The following is an 18456-nucleotide window of genomic DNA, read 5'->3' on the forward strand; positions in this document are numbered from 1 at the left end:
CCACATTTCCCCTGCTGCTTCCTTCAGACCCTACCGTTACCAGTAGCGCCCTTGCTCTCAGGTTGTCTTCCCGTTGGTTAGGTGACATAGGCTTCTTTCAGCCTATCGGCTCAGCGAACATGCTGGACGTACAAAAAGCTAACCAAATTATAAATTGGTTAGCTTTTTTAATATATGTTTGCATTTCTATACATTAATTAATGGACCATCAGTTTTTGAAAACAAATTCTTTGCCGTCCTAAGTTTATCTTCGTCATTAAGCTCTGGAAACCAAATTGCGATTTCACGTTCTGCACTACTTGAACTATCAGATGCGTGGACTATATTGTGAGTTTTATCTATTGTAAATTTCCCTCTTATACTGCCTAGTTCTGCTTTTAGGGGATCCTTGTCTCCATTGATCTTTCGTACTACGTCGACAGCCCTGTCACCCATTAAAATCATAGCACACATTTTGCCTTCAGTAATATAATTTATTAGTTCTTCAAAAAAATTCTTTCCAGCGTGTTCACTATAATGTTTTCTAGCATTGTCTTTTGTAGCAGTAATTATTTTGACAGCTACAATTTCTAGTGATTTCTGCTCATACTGATCTATAATCTTTCCAATCAATGCACGTTTAACCCCATCAGGTTTAATTAAAACCAATGTCCTTTCCATTTATATTCCCTCCTCTACTTTGTATTAATTATATCCTAATATTAAATATTATAAACAATTACAAAGATCGTTCTGAATATTTTTACTCATATAATATTCTTAATGAGGAAAGTTTACTCTCATTAAATGAATCATAATCAGAAATTTCCTTAAAAGTGATTGCTTTAAAATTTTCTAATTCAGCAAATGGACATTTTCCTCCATTACTTGTCCACTTATGTAGTGCGCATTCCTTAAAACAGTCTATTTCTTCATCCATAGTAGTCAGAAAAGAACATTCTACCATTTTAACACCTCATTCCTATAATTTGTTATTAAAGTAATATTTTCCATTTAATAACATTATAAGACTTATTAGAAATAAAATGAAGTATTTTTTTGAAATTTTATATATAAATATTTAAACATATAATTACAAAATAATACATTTATTAATATCCGAAATTCTCACCAATTACAACTACGGTAATATCAGTTCTCATAGGCTTTCTTTTAATTACTGAATAAATCCTACAGATTCTAGTATCTGCTTTGCAATCCATACAAACCCCAGTTTTAGTACAGGGATTTGGCGTATCTAATCTCATGTTATTCTTTGGTGCAGCAGTTAGTTCTAATCTTTCAAAAGCCGAAGCTTCATTTCTACAAATTTTATTAATCCCAACAACAACAATGACTTTTTTAGGTCCAAAGCTCATTGCAGCTATCCTATTTCCAACCCCATCAATATTAACAAGTTCTCCGTCCAAAGTTACAGCGTTAGAACTGCATAAAAAGACATCACTGAGTAACTCACCCCTCATAGTTTCAATTTTTTCCTCAGGTGATAAGGTTGTATCACCATGATCTAGAACAATTCCTCCCATGGATTTTACCTTTTCTTGTATACCAAGTTTTAATACAGTCATTGATCCTCCAAAACCTACTCTATCTCCCTTATGCACGTTGTTCATAATAAATTCTGAAGCTTCTTCACCACTTTTAAAATAAACTGCTGAAAATGCATTTTTCTTAAGAGCTTCTACTAATTTTAAACCTATAATCTCATTGTGTAATTCATCAATTTTTTTCATTTCTTTTTCCCCTTTTGAAGATGTATTATTGAAATATTGTATATAAAATATATCAATGATATAATTGTACATACCAAAGGTTTTTTAATCAAGTACTAACTAAAAAGTTACTTAGTATCTAAGTGACTTAATAATTGCTTAACAACATTATATTTAAACTAAACAATAAATAATTGTTATCAAAACCTGAAGACTATTAGGAGGTATTATGAGCGATAAAATAATGAAAATAAATAATAAAGAATACAGCTGTTCCATAGAATTAACACTAGACATTATAGGTGGTAAATGGAAACCTATTATTCTTTGGAAACTAGCCCAAAATGGTGTATTAAGATTTAGTGAACTTAAAAGGTCTATGGGTGGTATAACACAAAAAATGTTAACACAACAACTTAGAGAATTAGAATCATATGAAATGGTACATCGAAAAGTATATGCTGAAGTTCCTCCCAAAGTAGAATATTCTCTAACAAAACAAGGAAAAAGTGTTATGCCTATATTAGACGTTATGTGTAAATGGGGAACAGATTATTATGAAGGAATTATTTCAGATAAAAAAGAATAGTGTTATGTTTTAACTTTTAGGGCATATTAATTCCTAAAAGGAGTGATTTTTTTGAATATAACTAGTATCTCTTTATCATTTATGTTTTTTGCAATTTCAATAGTGGAATTTATATTTTTTCTATATTACAAATTTTTAGTGATTAACACAAAGGATAAAAGTAAAAGACGCGACAAAATTATTGGCTCTATGAAAGATCCTGATCATTGGAGACAAAGAAATAATATTATAGCTTTTATCTCTCTATTTTGGTCACTTATTTCCATAATTACTTTTATTTATCTAAAGTTTTTCTATACTACGGGATTACTTTCAATTGTATATATTTTCATCTATATAGCTCTTATTGTATTAAGTATTTCAGTATTCCTTAAGAAAAATAAAGTAGTACCTAGCAAATAGCATAACCTAAAAAGCAGTAATAATTTCAATATTATTACTGCTTTTTTTAACTTTATTTTTCTATAAATTTTTATTTTATAATATCAATAAAACTTTTAATGATTTGAGCTGTGAAACCCCAAATTATATAGTTATTATATTCATAAAAATATTCATCTAAATACCCTTTCCTAAACTTATAGTCTTTTCCTCCATTGATTAAGTGAAAAGGAAAATCATCTTGATTTATTGGTCCTATATCCATTTTATAAAGTAATGGCTCATTTTCCATAAAGAATTTTAAGGGAACTTTGAATACATGATCTACTTCATCCTCGCTAGGTTTTATTTCTCCATATTTTAGCATACTTACGAACGCATAAAGCTTGTTCCCATAAGGGCTTATATAATAATCCATATCTCCTATAAAATCAATCTGATCTCTTTCTAAATTTAATTCTTCCATGGTTTCTCTTATTGAGGTTTCCCTTGGCTTCTCATCTTGTTCCACTTTTCCACCCGGCAGACAAACATCACCTGGCTGACTTCTTAATTTACGTGCACGCACTTCAAACACTATGGATAATTCCTCATCATCCTCCTCAAGTAAAATCATAACTGCACTTTCTCTAAACTCCCCTATTACCTTTGAATCTCTATTATTAAATATTTGTTTTAACTTGTTTTTAATGTGAATCACCGCCAATTCTATATTAAATTAATAATATCACAATGAGATTTTAATAACATTCGTTTTTCTAAAAATAGACTCAATAATCCTAATACCTTGTTCTTAATATCTTTAATATGATATACTATCTTTGTATTTATTCGTAAATAAATAAATATAAAATTTAATTAAAATGGAGAGATGAAAATTGAAAAGAAAAAACCGACTTTTATTGTTTACACTAATATTTACTGTAGTCTTTTCTACAACCGTTTTCGCAGCAGCTACCCCACCAGACTTAATTGGTAAAGCTGCAATTTCTGTAGATATGGACACTAATGAAATTATTTACACTAAAAATATTGATAATAAGATGTATCCTGCAAGCATTACAAAGCTCCTAACAGCCTTGCTACTTGCTGAAAATAAGAAATCAACTGATAATTTGACGTATACAAAAAATGCAAAAGCTCAACCACCTTACTCTTATAACCTAAATATTCATCCTGTAGCAATTGGTGATACAATGTCTGCTGAAAACGTAATGGATGGACTTCTTCTTTATTCTGGAAATGATATTGCCTATATGATTGCAGATAATGTTGGAGGAAATCCAACTAATTTTGCTAAGATGATGAATGCCAAAGCTGCATTGCTAGGAATGAAAGGATCTCATTTTGTCACACCAAATGGTTTAGATGATGCAAATGATGATCATTATACAACAGCTTATGACTTAACCCTTTTAGGTAGAGCTGCTTATAAAAATGATTGGATAAAAAAATCTATTGGTAAAAAAACAAGCGTAATAAAATCTGCTAATGGCCCTGTTGCTACAGTTTCAAATAGAAACAAACTTCTTGGCATAGATGGTAACGTAGGCGGTAAAACTGGAGTTACAGCAAAGGCTGGGAGATGTTTAGTTTCTATATATGAAAGAAATGGTCGACATATCATAGGCGTTGTTATGAATTCTGAGTATAATTTACCATTGGATACAAAAGTCTTTGAAGATATGACAAAACTAATTAACTATAGTTATGCCGTGAAAAAAGAAATACTTAATAAAAAAAATACTGCAATTACAACAATTTCAGTACCCTATAATGTTCTTCCATTCATAGGACCTAAAAAAACAATGGAAGTACCACTCCAAACAAATGAAGATGTGACTTTTTATAAAAATGATATCAAAGCCGAAACTTCTTTTAAGACAACCGGAATAAATGTATGGAAGCTTAATAAAAAGACTTCTGTTGGAACTGTACTTGTTAAACAAAGAGATTCTATAAAAGAATTTAAATTATATCCAATGATTTCAAAATCTGCTATTGTTAAAGATAATGTACTTATCTACGCTGCAGCTTCTGTTGTATTAATAATAGTTATAGTTTTAATTGTGTTATTAATTTCATCTATTAACAGACGTAAACATCGTGGTGGTAGACGAATAAGATTTTAGATAATTATTTTTAATAGATTCAAAATTTAAGGGACTATATCAACTTATTAGTTAATATAGTCCCTTTTCATGTTTTTCTGTTAGTAATATTTTGTAAATATATTGACATTGATATTGTAATATACTAATATAATAATATTCATTACCACATTTAAATTATTATATTTTCTTTAATATATCAAAAATACAATTAAGAAATTTTTTTTATAAGGAGATTTTTATGAATAACGATATTATGAATAATATTAAACAGTATGAAGAAATTGCAGATTTATTGAAAGCCATTGCTCACCCTGCACGAATATGCATTATTAGAGGACTTATGAAGAAAGGAAGCTGCAATGTAGGCTATATGCAAAATTGCTTGGACCTCCCGCAATCCACTGTTTCTCAGCACATTCAAAAGTTAAAGGCTTTAGGGATTATCAAAGGGGAAAGGAATGGATTGCAAATTAATTACTCTATTTGCAATGAAACCATTACAAACGTAATAAATGCGATATTTCCTAATGAGAATTAAGTGTCATTGATTTTCTAATTGTATGTTATAACTAAAAGTATATATTGCTTTAATGCGGCTCACTTCACCAAGTAATTCTAAAATTTATTATATTTACAGTTGCTAAAACCCACAAACTCGCTAACGCTCAAACATGTGGGTTTCTTTACGCATCTATAAATATAATAAATTAAGAATTACTAAGGTTTGTTCGAACGCATTTTACGCAATATATACTTTTGTTAACATACAATGAGAAAAAATATTATGCATTCAAATTCACATAAATCAGGTGCCACAGGTCGCATAACAATTAGTAATTGTTATGGCCTCCATTTAGAAATTCTTCGTTTGCAAGGCATGCAAGATACCTTTTTGTTATAAATCTTTATATATCATTTTTCGCTTTTTAAATTTAAACCTACCATCCAAACTAACTAAGGTTACCCCTACTATTATGACAATGCACCCTACTACCTGATAAACCGTTACAACTTCATTTAGTATCAATCCAGCTGCAATTAGACTCATTATAGGCTGCAAATTTATATATGTTGTAATGACAGTTGCTCCAAGGTCTTTTAGGCAATGAACATACATTACATACCCAATGCAAGAGCAAAATATTGATAAAAACACTAAATTTAATACAACAATTGTAGAAGGCATTTGTAATTTACTGAAAAACAGTGAAGGACTTAAAAAAAGTGATCCCCATATAATTTCATATGTAGTTATAGTTAAAACTTTATAATTCCCTTTAAAACTACCACAAACCATATTATAAATTATCCATGAAAATACTGCACCAAGAGCCATCAAGTCTCCTATATTACCTTTTGATAATAAACTTAGTCTTCCCTTAGCTGCAATTATAATAATAATTCCTATTAAACTTAGGGTAACACCAATCATTTTTCCAAAAGTGAATTTTTCTTTATAAATTACTCTCTGAGTAAATAGAGTAAATACGGGTATAGACGCAATTAAAATTGCAACATTTGATGCAGACGTGTATGCTACTGAATAGTTTTCAAATATAAAATATATTGTCACTCCAAACAGACCACCCAAAGCAAATTTTAATCTATCCTCTTTTAAAACTTTCTCTTTAGGGTATTTCACTTTTAATATTACAAATAAAATAATTGCGGCAAATACAAATCTATAAAATGCTGATAAAATGGGACTTACCTCTTCTGAAATAACCTTTATGCTTAAATAAGATAAACTCCATATAAACATTAAGATTATTGCCATTAAATGAGATATTTTTTTATTTTTCAATATATCACTCCCCTTCAATAGTTCAATTTACATAAAATAAATTGGAGTCAATATAAAAATCTATTTTAACTCCACTCTATATTATACACTTAATTTTATAATATCTCAGAGTTTCCAAAATTTACACCATAATTTCGTCTTAAACGTCCAGTTAATGGAATATAATATTATATTCGCCATTTAAAATCAAGTTAATAATTTAGTATTGTAAAATATTCTAGTTGTAATTTTTTTAAGGCGATAATATGTCAAAATGTGATTTTTGCAATTTTGGTATTGTTAATATTTCATTTTTAAAGTATTATAGTCTAGTATTCAAAAATTAACAGCAACTTATGATAATATTTTCTTTTATAAATTTCATTTTTCATAAAAATTTTGTAATTATCCATGGAGGTGCCAAGTTGAAAAAAGAATTTTCTCTAAGTAATGAAAAAGTAATGATAAATTTCACCGCAAAATACTGTAATACTCATGTTCAGTTATTAGAAAGTGATGGCTTTAGAAGAGTTTTTAATGCCTATCTAAAAAAAATAAAGAAGAAAAAATCAAATACATATAAATATTTGATTCAAAATACAGACGTCGACAATGTTGATTTAGATGTTTTCTTTATACATTTGTTTAAACTTTTATCAGTACTCAATGTAAATGAAATTATAAATTTAAATACAAAATATAGTTCCCTTATAAATAATAAAGATAGTTTTACTGATTTTATAGAAGATTTTTATAGCTTTTGGAGAAAGCTTGAAAGATATACTCTAATTCACAACCATAAAATCAATGAGGGTTTAGAAAAAACAAGCTTTGTTGAAGCAAACAATAATTTTTCAATGCTCATACTTAATTTATACAGAAAAATTGAAGAAAATGTTGTAGGTTCTCAACCTAAAGTTTACAGGCAACTGCCTGCCGGCGGCAATGCTGGTATAATTGTTAATAGCATAAATTGGCCATTACCTATAGGATATGAAGTACTTAAAGGTGTTCCCTTTATTGATGCAATAATACTAGATTTACCTTATATAACCTACCCTAAAAAGAATACTCGAGATGGGATCTTTAATGAATGTTTTGAAAATCCATTAAAAACGTGTACTATAACCACAGACCATTGGTTTTGTTATCCAGCTAAAGTGGGTACATTACTTATATTCATTTATGTTCACAGAGATTTTATGGCTCATGCAATAACTCTATGTAATCTATTTGAAATGGCAAGTGAAGAAGAATATAGGGACACTAAACCAGATGCAGTTTTTGTTTTTGGTGCTAAAGATTCTTTTCCAAAAGTTAAAACAATATTTTATGATGATATAGAAAATAATATTATGGTTGGATATATAAGTTATGGCAACGAAATTGATTACTTCGGTTATGTAAAAAAGATGGCATTAACTCTTCATAATCTAATAATGATTAAAAGAGGCTCACTACCAATCCATGGCGCAATGGTAAACATTATTATGAATAATGGTAACAGTGCAAATGTAGTTATTATGGGTGACAGTGGTGCAGGTAAATCTGAAAGCTTAGAAGCTTTTAGAAGTCTAAGTGAAGATTATATTAGTGATATGACCATAGTTTTTGATGACATGGGTTATCTAACTCTAAAGGAAGGCTCAAAACCATTAGCTTACGGAACTGAAATTGGTGCTTTCGTTAGACTTGATGATTTGGATGCAGGTTATGCTTTCAAAGAAATTGATAGAAGTATATTTATGAATCCTGATAAAATTAACGCAAGACTTGTTATGCCAGTCGCAAGCTATAAAGCCATCATTAAGGGATATCCTATAGATTTATTCCTCTATGCAAATAACTATGAAGAAGTAAAAGATGGAATTGAAGAAATTAATTTTTTTACAAATTCAACAGATGCTATTGATGTTTGTAAAAAAGGTGCAAGAATGGCAAAGGGTACTACTACTGAATTAGGACTTGTAACGTCGTATTTTGCTAATCCATTTGGACCAGTGCAAAAACAAGAACAAGTAGATTTACTTATAGATAGCTATTTTGAAGAATTCTTCAAAACAGGAGTAAAAGTTGGACAAATTAGAACTTCTCTAGGTGTAGTTGGACAAGAAAAAGATGGCCCAAAAAAAGCAGCTAAAAAACTATTTGACTTAATTATTGAATAAAAAAGATGCAATCCGTATGAACTTCCTCCTGCGTGACTACAAATAAGAGTTTGAAACGTGAAATTCCATTAAGAAATTCTAATATTTTGCCAATATAAATTTCTCTAACGCTCACATTCGGCATACGCCGGTTCACTAGCCTTCCTTTCAGGAAGCCTCACGAGAATTTTATATTGGCAAAAGAAGAATTTTAAATGGAATTTCAATGTTTCTGCTCTTCTAATTTGTAGTCACTTCCGGAGAAAGTTCATATTATTATGTATAGTTATATTTAAAGGAATAACTCGATGCCAGCATTGAATGAAATAGTCAAACGGTAAACCGAAAATTCCTAAAAGCAATGATAAGGTGGAATCCCCCCACGGCCTATTGGCTCGTGTTTACTATCCTGACCCTCTGGGTAGTTCATTGGGGGACTTAACAATTACTAAGTGTCATGGGAAGAAGTAAAAATTTATTATATACTCTTTAAGTTTTTAATAATTTTTATTTCATTTCTTTTTCAATAACATCTGTTAATTTTTTACATGGGATAACCTTTAAGTTCTTAAATTTAACCCCAGCCTTTAAACAATTTTGAGGTATATAAGCCTTTTTAAAGCCCATTCTGTCTACTTCTTTTAGTCTTTGCTCTAAAGATGGAACTTTTTTTAATTCACCAGTAAGACCCAGTTCTCCAATAAATACTGTATCTGTAGCTATTCCATGATTCATTGCAGAAGATGCTATACTCATAACTACAGCTAGATTCACTGATGTTTCAGTTAATTTAAGACCCCCTGTTGCTTTTATAATAACATTCTTATCATAAAGTCCTATTCCTCCTCTTTCCTCAAGAATAGAAATGAGGGTTCCCAATTGTTCCTTCCTCGAAAAACACTCACTTAGCCTGCTTGGGTAAGGAGTAAAAGATTTAGATACAAGACTCTCTATTTCTATAACAATAGGTCTTGTTCCATCCTTTATAACTGCTAAAGCACTTCCTGGAACTAATGCATCTCTTTTGGTCATGAAAAATTCAGAAGGGTCAGTAATCTCTTCCATTCCTACATCTGAAAGCCTAAACATACCACTCTCTTCAGTACTTCCGAAACGGTTTTTCTTACTTACCAAGTGTTTTAGCTCTTCTCCATTTTCTCCTTCAAGATATAATACAGTGTCTACTAAATGCTCTAATATACGTGGCCCTGCCATTTCATCAGCCTTTGTCATTTGCCCAACCAGCATAACGGCTCTTGGTCTATCTGGATTTTTTGCTTTATCCTTTAAAGCTGTGGCACATTCAATTACTTGAGTAGGAGAACCCGCCCTTGAACTTGAATATTCGTCCAAAGTAAATGTTTGAATACTGTCAAGTATTATTAAATCAGCATCGACAGTTTCTATATGTTGTAATATTTCGTCTAACTTTGTATCTGAAACAACCCAAAAGTTGTCAGCTATCTCTTTTACTGTTCGGTCAGCTCTATTTTTAATTTGGCTATTACTTTCCTCTCCAGACGCATATAGAATTTTATATCCTTTTAATGAAAGTGAATTTGCTAATTGTAGCAAAAGTGTAGATTTCCCTGCCCCTGGGGGAGCAGATATAATAGTCACACTATCCCTAACTATTCCTCCCCCCATAACCCTGTCAAACTCTGAAACTCCAGTAATTATTCTGTCACTGTTAGACTGTACAACCGCCTTCAGTTTTGTAGGTTTAGTTGTTATTGTCATCCTTTTTAAAGTATTTGATTTAGCGGTGCCCGCCTTTACAACTTTCTCTTCATATGAATTCCATGCACCACAATCATTACATTTACCCATCCATTTTGGAGCATGTGACCCACAATCTTTACAAACAAAAATTATTTTATCTTTTGCCACTTTATCTATCTCCCTTTGACTATATTATTAATAAAATTAAGAAAAAAAGATAAGCAGCTAGTATATTATAATTTCTGCTTATCTTTTCTATTATTCTGCCTTTGCTTTCGAGTCCTTATAAAATTCACTCACCATATCAAACTTATTTTTAAGTCTTAAGCCATTATTTAGTTTAAGTACTCTATCAGTATTTTTGATTATATAATTCTCAAGCTTATCCATGTACAAATTTCCTTCTATTTCACTTTGAGTAACCATTGTTAGCCCTTTTTCCCAACTAGCTGTGAGTTCTGGATTTAACAATGTAGGTATAGAATTTTTCACCACATCATAGATAATTTCTCCAAGTAGTGTAGGCATAACCACTTGAGTTTTATTATTAGATTTAATGTATCCTATTTTCTCTAGTTTTGTTAAAATTCCTGAACGAGTTGCACTTGTACCAATTCCAGATCCTTTTATATGTTCTCTTAGTTCTTCATCTTCAATAAGCTTACCCGCATTTTCCATAGCAATAATAATTGAACCAGTAGTAAATCTTTTTGGAGGTGAGGTTTTACCTTCTTTTACAATTAAATCTTCAAGAGTAAGGATTTGACCCTTTTTTAAAAGACTTAAAAATTTCATATTTGTGCTTTCATTATCTTTGCTGTCCATTTCTGGTTTTAAAACTTCCAAATATCCCAGTTCAATACAAACCTTATCTGTTGTAAAAAATCTTTCAGTGTCTATTTTTGTTATAACAGAAACCTTGCTATAGACAGCAGGTGGATAAAATATTGCTAAAAATCGTCGTAACACTAAATTATATATTTTCTTTTCTAATTCCTTTAATGAGGAATAGTTTTGAAGGCCTTCCCCTGTTGGAATAATAGCATAATGGTCTGTTACTTTGCTGTCATCAACATACTTTGTTTTAGTTATGTTACTATGCCATTTCTTTTCTAAAATTTGTTCAGCTATTTTCATTATTTCAGTATTGCCCTTTAAATTTGATAATTTTCTTATATTCTTATCGATTTCTTTTGCCACCGCTGTAGATAATACTCTAGCATCTGTTCTAGGATATGTGAGCATTTTCTTCTCATATAAAGCTTGAATATAACCAAGCGTTTGCTCTGGGTTTATTTTAAATATTTTTGAACATTCATTCTGCATTTCTGCTAAATTAAAGAGTAGTGGAGCATTTTTATTTTCTTTTTTCTTAGTAATGTTTTCCACTATAACTTTACCCTCATTACTAAAATCTCTTAGTTCACCTATTAATTTTTCTGCAGTTTCCTTAGTTTTAAACCCACCCTCATTATAAAGCAAAGGTGAATCAAAATACTTAGATCCTTCTACCGCTTTCCATTCCCCATCATAACTAGATTCCTCATCTACTTTAAAGCTTCCAATAATCTTGTAAAATGGAGTTACAATAAATTCTCTAAATTCTCTTTCCCTTTGAACTACCATACCTAGCACACATGACATTACTCGTCCCACAGCAATAACTATATACTTTTTCCCAAGATAACTGCTTACAGTTTTTCCGTAAACTAAACTTAAAAGCCTTGAGAAATTAATTCCCATTAAATAATCTTCTTTTGCTCTTAAATAAGCTGCCTCTGATAAATTATCATATTCACTCAAATCCTTTGCTTCTTTAACTCCACGAATAATTTCTTCTTCTGTTTGTGAATCTATCCACACTCTTCGTTTTTGCTTCTTAGGGTTTCCAGACATATCGTCTACTAATCTATATATATATTCCCCTTCTCTTCCTGAATCTGTGCAAACATAAATTCTATCTACATCTTCCCTAATTAGTTGACTCTTAACTATATTAAATTGTTTTTTCACTCCATCTATAACTTCATATTTATAAACTTTAGGTAAAAAAGGCAAGGTGTTTAAAGTCCATTTTTTAAGTTTCTCATCATACTTTTCTGGGTAGCTCATATTAACAAGATGCCCAACGCACCATGTAACAACTGCTTTGTCAGACTCTATATAACCATCTAACTTTCTACCATTTATTTTTAGAGCTTTGGCAAATTCCGCAGCAACACTTGGTTTTTCTGTAATAAATAACGCCTTACTAATAATTACCACTTCACTTTCCATTAAATTGCATTAGAAAACTTCGAAATCTTAGCCTCTAATAATTGTTTTAAGAATCCCATTATACCATTATTTATACATCAAACTCAAAAAAGTTTGAATGTAGCTTATAGTTCCCTTAGATGTTCTATTAGGTCTACCCCTAAGCTCTTTGTAAATTTACCACTATCTAATTTGAAGTATAAAGCCTGTGGAGATAACTCTTGTATTAACTCTACTAAACTTGCATGGCAGGTAAGCACAAAAATCTGATGTGTTTTTGAAAGTTGTACTAAAGCCTTAACTGTATTTTTTGTATGCGCTATATCAAAGTTAACAAAGGAATCGTCAAAAATAACTGGTAAACTTGGCTTAATTTCTTTTATTCTGCTAATACGAACTGCCAGAAATAATTGTTCTTTTGTACCCCTACTTAATTCCTTTGAACTCCCCTTAATACTTTTATCTTGCAATTTTGTTTTAAAGTCTCCCTGCATTAAGTCTTCCATAGGCATAATATCTTTATATTCCCCAGAAGTTATTTCACTTAAAATGTCACTAGCTCCTTTTAACAAATTATCCTTAGTATTTTCTAAAAATCTTTCTCTTATTTTTTCTAGAAGCAAGGCTGCAGTATTATAAACTGCATATTTCTCTGCAAGAGGTCGAAGCGAAAGCCTTGCTTCTCTAATTTCTTGCTCGTGTTTAACCAACATCTCGTCAGAATTAAGAGCTTTAAGCTCATCTTTTAAAGTTTGTTTTTCATTTTTTAAAATATCCAACTGACTTACTAATTTTTTATTTTCAGTGTTTAAACCCTCATAAGCATAACTAAGTTCATCAATGCTAATATACTGCTCATATAAACCCTTAAGAATTTCTAATAACTTTGTATTTTCGTCCTCAATTTTTATAGTTTCGCTTTCATTTTTTGTATCTATATTGTCTATCAGGGTAAGTCCCTTTTTTCCATCTAATAATATTTTTTTTATATGCTGGCTTTTTACCACCTGCAATAATTTCTCCTTAATTATCTTTAATTCATTCAACTTAATTGTATATTTTATATACTTTTCTCCCTGACTTATATACATTTCTAATTTTGAAATTATATCACCAGCATAATTACTTACTAAGTGACTTTCCTCTAAAAACTCCAATATTTCCTGCTCTAACAAAAGGAGTTTTGCTAGACCCATATCATTTTTTTCCACGAGTAACAAATTCCTATATAAGGTTTCTACCCTTAGTAGTACATCAGTGCCCATGTACTCAATATTATCTAAGTCAAATTGTTCTGCCTCACTAAATCTAACATTAACAAACTTGTTAAAAAGCTTATTAATGTTAGTCAAATATTCGTTAAGAGTTTTAAACTGGACCATTAATTTTTTTTCTAATAAATAATACTCTGATATTTCATCCTTTAAATACGATGCTGTTTTAAAGTAATCTTTAATGCCATCTGCGGTCACTCTTCCATCAAGCTTTAGAATATCTCTATACTCGTCCATTATATTATTTAACTCTCTTAAGGTTTCATCTAAGTTTTTTATTTCCTGGGAATTATCACTGAGCCCTGCCGACATGTTATCAATTTGAGCTTTAATTTCTATATTTCTATTTATGATTATTTTACTATTGGAATAATTTATAAACAAATAAAGTGCTGTCCCTATTGATCCAATTATCATTAATGAACATCCCAGCAATTTATCTATAAAAAATAATGCTAATCCTATTATCATAAAACCTATTGTAAAATAGAAATATTTTTTCATATATTCTAGTGAGTTTAGAGGTAACATTTGTTTTTCCAAGATTTCTTTTTGAATTTTAAAGTCTTGAATTCTTTTATTACATGCTACTCTATCCACTTCTACTTTTTTGAATTTTTCAATATTTCCATATAAAATTGCCTGTTGCATCTCGTCACAATTAATCTCTGAAACATCCTCAAAACTATCCCAATTATCGTTAGATTTTTTAATTTTATTCATTAGTGTTCCAGATTTTTCATTATATTCATTTTTTACAACTACTAGAGTTTTGATATTTTCTTTAGTGCCTGATATTCTATTATAAAAATTGCTAATGGGTGTTTTGTTTTGGAGTAACAACTCTTTCTCAAGCTTATTTTCAGTTGTTTGTCTTTGGTATTCAAAGTTTTCCTTATTATATAACTCTAATTCTTTAATATAATGGATTTTTAAAGACTTAGCTTTTTCTACATTATATTTATTTATGTCTTTATCATCAAAAGAATAGGTTTTAAGCTCTACCTCAAGATTTTTTCTACTCTGATTAAGCTCATAATTATGTTTTAAAACTTCCAATTTAATTATATTATTATTACTATTTTCGAGTTCTCTCTCGTTTATTAGTATAACATTCTCTATATCGGCCAAACTATTTTTCTTTCTCAAAAAAGAATCAAAGAGCAAGATAGACTCTTTTCTTCCCTCTACTCCCTTTCTAATGTTTTCCGCAAATGGCTTAAACATTTTAGTAGATGGATTTCCACGGGTTCCACCAATAACGTTAGCTTTTTCCCTTAATTCTTTTGCTATTCCAGGTATTTTTATAATGTGTTTAAACCCAGCTCCAAGTAAAATAGACTGTAGATTACTATCTTCCTTGTCAGAGCTTCTATTAAGTTCATCAAGACTTATTGTAAACAGCTCTTTATACGTATTCTTATCTATATTATATAGACCTTTATTATCATATCTATCTGTAGCACTATTATAAATTATATCTGGATTGCTAAATCCTTTTAAGAGTACCTTAACGCTTTGCCCCTCCTCCAATTTCAAATCACATCTAACATCATATTGAAATTTAGCTGGTGACAGATTATTACTTTTAGAAAACCCAAAGGGAATGCTTCTAAGTATCTGCATTAAGGTGGTTTTACCAGACCTGTTAGCTCCACCAATAACTATAATACCACTGCTAAGGTCCTCAAGTTTTTCACCTTGAAACACTCCGAAATCCCTAATATCCAGACCTGTTATTAACAAAACCTCACCACCTTACATTATTTCTAAAGCTTCCGCTAATTTTTCTGTAAGCAATTCTTTAGCTTGCAATATAATATCCGCTATAACTTCTTCATCAAAGTCGAATTTATCGCCCTCTATATTTTCCGTATAAATTTGTTTCTTCCAGATAGATCCCCAGTTTTTCACAAGTTGCTTTTTAAGCTCGACATCTGTGGTATATAAACTTACTACTTGTTCTAACTCCTGAAATATAGAGTTTTTCATTTTGAGGTTTTCAAAATCTTGCATAAGTGGGGTTGTTCTAAATATTATAGAGTCTACCCACAAAAAATATTTCTCAAAACCCAGTTCTTCATTTATGTTTTCTATAAATAGCTTACAATCCTCTTCATTCATACAATTTATTTCATGGTGTTTATCTGTTCTTCCTTTTATTATTAATCCAATAATGTAGCCTTTAAATTCACTTTCTAAATCTTCCCTTAAATTCTTTATGGCCTTTGAAGTTTCAGGAATAATATTTGTTAAATTACTTAGTTTCTCTAAAATTAACTGATGTAAATCACTATAATTTTCTATCTTAGTAGAATCATCTATTATTATTTCTACACTCTTATATACAACTGTTGCTGTAGGCAAAAATTCCATATTTACAATTTCTTTCTTGCATGCTGTAACCAAAAAAACTCCACCTAGTCCCTGCTCACCCATATCACGACCTTGAGGAATACCTGGAAAGGCTATAATAGGTTTCGAGGCATTTAAAACACTTTGTTTATGTATATGACCTAGTGCCCAATAATCTATATTAGGGACCTTCAAAAGCTCCTCCATACTGCAAGGAATATAATTATTATTATCTCTCTCTAAAGCAGTATGTAGCATTGCTATATTAAACACATCATTATCAATTATGTAGTTTTCATAAGTTTTTTCTCTCTCGTTTCTTCGCTTATAGGATTTTCCTATAATTTTTGCTATTAACTTTCCCTCTTTGTATACCTCCAAATTCTCTACACTATCAGCGCTTAGAATATGAACATTTATTGGCATAGTAAACAATTCCAAAGAATCATTTAAAGCATCATGATTACCGTAAATAACATATACACTTATATCTTTTTCATTTAGTTTTTCACATTCTGTCATAAAAAATCTATTACCTTTTACTGACCTTAAATAGCTGTCATAAACGTCTCCACATAACAAGATAAAGTCTACTTCATATGAAATGGCTTTATAACATAGTCTTTCAAAGCCGTCATATACAGCAGTTTTACACAAATCTTGTATTTCTTTTTTTGGTTTTCCATTTATATTAAGAAAAGATCCCAAATGAACGTCTGCAGCATGAATAAATCGAAAAGTTTCACTCATTACTTTTACACCACCTATTATATATTTTACCATAAAAAATGGAAAGTATATATTATTTGATTTTTTTATTAGGCAAAAAAATAAACTAGTATTTTAACTAGTTGTTGATTTTCTATTCCCATATAGTATATAAAATAAAAAAAAGCATACAATAATGTTAGTAGAGGATTTAAAATGGTTGAGCCTAGAGTACTTGTAGGTCGGAAATGGCTTTAGAGTATTCGGCCAAAGGTGTATACGAGATCTGCTAAGGTTTTTTATATGCCGGAGGGAAGAATATTATGGGTTCTTAACAGCTATATATGTGCCTAACCGTATACATATGGTTCTCCCGGATGTGTAATATTCGAGCTAAGATGATATAGGTTGCCGCAGGTTTTATTAAAATATAACTAGGGGTTTTTCTTAGTCGAGAGATTATTTTTAGCTCCCAAGGTGTTCTATATTGTCGAGTAAAGATGTATATATGTGCTGTAATGCTCCTTTGCTATTAAAAAATTGCATTCGGGTGTATAGGTATGTATATGTGTTGTAGCGAAGACTGTTTCAAGTTTTCAAATAAATCCCTAGGGTTATAAGATAAGTTATTATATACATGAAAACAAATAACAAGTCAAATATTTTAAATTATTGACTTGTTATTTGTTTATCTATATCATTTCTTCATCATTTCATTCTTTTCAACAAAAGGCATACTAACATCAGTTTGTCCACCCATCGTCGTTACATTTTTACCATTAACAAGAAATTGAACCTTTGTTATTCCTAATTCTTTATATTCAATTAATGTATTTATAATTGAATATAAAGCCATATTCTCTCCTGCTGAACCCTCAACCTTTAATCCAGTTTTAAGATCAACATAAGCTATTTTTTCTTTAACTTGAACATCTAATACTTCTAAGTTTGTAGGCAATGTCGCATATGATTTTACTGCGCTTTTCGTACTAGGCCCTTTTACTAATTCACTTACAATAGACTTAGCTGTAGGATTCTCAATAGTTCTTTTTTCACCCACTAAATACATAGCTTGATCATCACTAAAATAGAGTAACACGTCAGAACTTTGTACTACAGGCTTTGTTACTTCTGGAGTTTGCACCTGCGTTGCTACTGTAGGAGTTTCTTCCTTTGGCTGTTCTTTTACTACGCTTGTTGATGTAGTCTCTTTTTTTACCTCAGTTTTTGAACAAGCAGTCAATGTAAAGATAAATACGCTGCATAATATTACTGAAATAATTTTTTTCATTTTGTCACCTTCCTAATAAAATATTTTATTATTAATTATAATTAACAAAACCTAAAGATAAATCTTCAATTTTATTAGCAATTATTTCTAAATTATATCACAAATTATAATGTTATGTGATAAT

15 protein-coding genes are annotated in these 18456 nt (G+C 30.2%); 5 read left to right on the forward strand and 10 right to left on the reverse strand.

Annotation, left to right across the window (positions count from 1 at the left end):
- Positions 1 to 186 precede the first annotated feature (186 nt).
- The 3 genes from ndk to VIM70_RS20525 all read right to left on the reverse strand — a co-directional run bounded on the left by ndk (position 187) and on the right by VIM70_RS20525 (position 1733).
- A complete protein-coding gene (gene ndk / locus VIM70_RS20515; RefSeq protein WP_331947647.1) occupies positions 187 to 660 on the reverse strand; it encodes a nucleoside-diphosphate kinase in 474 nt (157 codons plus the stop codon).
- 82 nt (positions 661 to 742) lie between these two features.
- A complete protein-coding gene (locus tag VIM70_RS20520; RefSeq protein WP_331947648.1) occupies positions 743 to 946 on the reverse strand; it encodes a hypothetical protein in 204 nt (67 codons plus the stop codon).
- 145 nt (positions 947 to 1091) lie between these two features.
- The gene (locus VIM70_RS20525) at positions 1092 to 1733 is read right to left on the reverse strand and encodes a lactate utilization protein (RefSeq protein ID WP_331947649.1); all 642 of its coding nucleotides are present in this window, start codon (positions 1731 to 1733) and stop codon (positions 1092 to 1094) included.
- A 208-nt stretch (positions 1734 to 1941) separates the two neighbouring features.
- On the opposite strand from VIM70_RS20525, the gene VIM70_RS20530 reads away from it, so the two are divergent.
- Together VIM70_RS20530 and VIM70_RS20535 are read left to right on the forward strand one after the other, a co-directional pair.
- Positions 1942 to 2301 (forward strand): helix-turn-helix domain-containing protein, encoded by a 360-nt coding sequence (locus VIM70_RS20530; RefSeq protein ID WP_331947650.1) that lies wholly within the window; start codon positions 1942 to 1944, stop codon positions 2299 to 2301.
- A gap of 51 nt (positions 2302 to 2352) precedes the next feature.
- On the forward strand, positions 2353 to 2703 hold the full coding sequence (locus tag VIM70_RS20535) for a hypothetical protein (RefSeq protein ID WP_331947651.1): 351 nt from the start codon (positions 2353 to 2355) through the stop codon (positions 2701 to 2703).
- 70 nt (positions 2704 to 2773) lie between these two features.
- Here the strand turns inward: VIM70_RS20535 and VIM70_RS20540 are convergent, their stop codons facing one another.
- On the reverse strand, positions 2774 to 3373 hold the full coding sequence (locus tag VIM70_RS20540; protein ID WP_331947671.1) for a CoA pyrophosphatase: 600 nt from the start codon (positions 3371 to 3373) through the stop codon (positions 2774 to 2776).
- A gap of 187 nt (positions 3374 to 3560) precedes the next feature.
- On the opposite strand from VIM70_RS20540, the gene VIM70_RS20545 reads away from it, so the two are divergent.
- Positions 3561 to 4814: a D-alanyl-D-alanine carboxypeptidase gene (locus VIM70_RS20545; protein WP_331947652.1), complete on the forward strand. Its 1254-nt coding sequence runs from the start codon at positions 3561 to 3563 to the stop codon at positions 4812 to 4814.
- A 220-nt stretch (positions 4815 to 5034) separates the two neighbouring features.
- On the forward strand, positions 5035 to 5334 hold the full coding sequence (locus tag VIM70_RS20550) for an ArsR/SmtB family transcription factor (RefSeq protein ID WP_414648733.1): 300 nt from the start codon (positions 5035 to 5037) through the stop codon (positions 5332 to 5334).
- 357 nt (positions 5335 to 5691) lie between these two features.
- Here the strand turns inward: VIM70_RS20550 and VIM70_RS20555 are convergent, their stop codons facing one another.
- Complete coding sequence (locus VIM70_RS20555; protein ID WP_331947653.1) at positions 5692 to 6600, reverse strand: DMT family transporter; 909 nt, start codon at positions 6598 to 6600, stop codon at positions 5692 to 5694.
- Positions 6601 to 7004: 404 nt separating this feature from the next.
- Between VIM70_RS20555 and VIM70_RS20560 the strand changes: the two genes are divergently transcribed.
- Complete coding sequence (locus tag VIM70_RS20560; protein WP_331947654.1) at positions 7005 to 8747, forward strand: phosphoenolpyruvate carboxykinase; 1743 nt, start codon at positions 7005 to 7007, stop codon at positions 8745 to 8747.
- A 486-nt stretch (positions 8748 to 9233) separates the two neighbouring features.
- Here the strand turns inward: VIM70_RS20560 and radA are convergent, their stop codons facing one another.
- The 5 genes from radA to VIM70_RS20585 all read right to left on the reverse strand — a co-directional run bounded on the left by radA (position 9234) and on the right by VIM70_RS20585 (position 18332).
- Positions 9234 to 10616 (reverse strand): DNA repair protein RadA, encoded by a 1383-nt coding sequence (gene radA / locus VIM70_RS20565; RefSeq protein WP_331947655.1) that lies wholly within the window; start codon positions 10614 to 10616, stop codon positions 9234 to 9236.
- 90 nt (positions 10617 to 10706) lie between these two features.
- Entirely contained in the window at positions 10707 to 12704 is a 1998-nt protein-coding gene (locus VIM70_RS20570) for a DNA topoisomerase (protein WP_331947673.1), read from the reverse strand.
- 125 nt (positions 12705 to 12829) lie between these two features.
- Positions 12830 to 15724, reverse strand: coding sequence for an AAA family ATPase (locus VIM70_RS20575; protein WP_331947656.1), 2895 nt, complete (start codon positions 15722 to 15724; stop codon positions 12830 to 12832).
- Between the two features lie 12 nt (positions 15725 to 15736).
- Positions 15737 to 17083 carry a DNA repair exonuclease gene (locus VIM70_RS20580; protein ID WP_331947657.1) on the reverse strand — a complete coding sequence of 449 codons (1347 nt, stop codon included), beginning with the start codon at positions 17081 to 17083 and terminating at the stop codon, positions 15737 to 15739.
- Between the two features lie 655 nt (positions 17084 to 17738).
- On the reverse strand, positions 17739 to 18332 hold the full coding sequence (locus VIM70_RS20585; RefSeq protein WP_331947658.1) for a GerMN domain-containing protein: 594 nt from the start codon (positions 18330 to 18332) through the stop codon (positions 17739 to 17741).
- Positions 18333 to 18456: the final 124 nt, after the last annotated feature.

Source organism: Clostridium sp. (assembly GCF_036569345.1).
Classification (GTDB): Bacteria; Bacillota; Clostridia; order Clostridiales; family Clostridiaceae; genus Clostridium_AD.

Bases quoted from the DNA above. Each gene is read 5' to 3' on its own strand.
- ndk (WP_331947647.1), bottom strand. From the start codon at position 660: ATGGAAAGGACATTGGTTTTAATTAAACCTGATGGGGTTAAACGTGCA.
- VIM70_RS20520 (WP_331947648.1), bottom strand. From the start codon at position 946: ATGGTAGAATGTTCTTTTCTGACTACTATGGATGAAGAAATAGACTGT.
- VIM70_RS20525 (WP_331947649.1), bottom strand. From the start codon at position 1,733: ATGAAAAAAATTGATGAATTACACAATGAGATTATAGGTTTAAAATTA.
- VIM70_RS20530 (WP_331947650.1), top strand. From the start codon at position 1,942: ATGAGCGATAAAATAATGAAAATAAATAATAAAGAATACAGCTGTTCC.
- VIM70_RS20550 (WP_414648733.1), top strand. From the start codon at position 5,035: ATGAATAACGATATTATGAATAATATTAAACAGTATGAAGAAATTGCA.
- VIM70_RS20580 (WP_331947657.1), bottom strand. From the start codon at position 17,083: ATGAGTGAAACTTTTCGATTTATTCATGCTGCAGACGTTCATTTGGGA.
- VIM70_RS20585 (WP_331947658.1), bottom strand. From the start codon at position 18,332: ATGAAAAAAATTATTTCAGTAATATTATGCAGCGTATTTATCTTTACA.